Consider the following 332-nt stretch of genomic DNA (forward strand, 5'->3'; position numbering starts at 1 on the left):
GCGGCTGGCTGGCGCCGGAAGGGTCGTTCCAGCCCCTGGAACTGCAGAAGGATGAGAAGGCCGCGGCAGCACGCGCGGTGGGTATCGCCGAATCACGCGCGGCTGCCGCGCAGGAACAGAAGAACAATGCCAACCGCACCACAGGCCAGGGCAAGTAACCTGATGCCGAACTGGACCGACCGCCTGCGCCGCTGGGCGCTGCCTGCCCTGGCCGCGCTGGCGGTGGCCGGCTGCGCCCGTCCCGAGACGGGCACCACCACCGTACGCTTCTGGGCGATGGGTCGCGAAGCGGAGGTGGTCAGCGAGCTGATCCACGAATTCGAGGCTGAAAA

General features: G+C 68.7%; 1 protein-coding gene. It reads left to right on the top strand.

Going from position 1 to position 332, the window contains the following annotated elements:
* Positions 1-126 precede the first annotated feature (126 nt).
* A partial coding sequence (locus tag EN852_RS37445) for a hypothetical protein (RefSeq protein WP_210238316.1) occupies positions 127-332 on the top strand: 206 nt, incomplete at its 3' end.

It is taken from the genome of Mesorhizobium sp. M2E.F.Ca.ET.209.01.1.1 (genome assembly GCF_004010375.2).
Classification (GTDB): Bacteria; Pseudomonadota; Alphaproteobacteria; order Rhizobiales; family Rhizobiaceae; genus Mesorhizobium.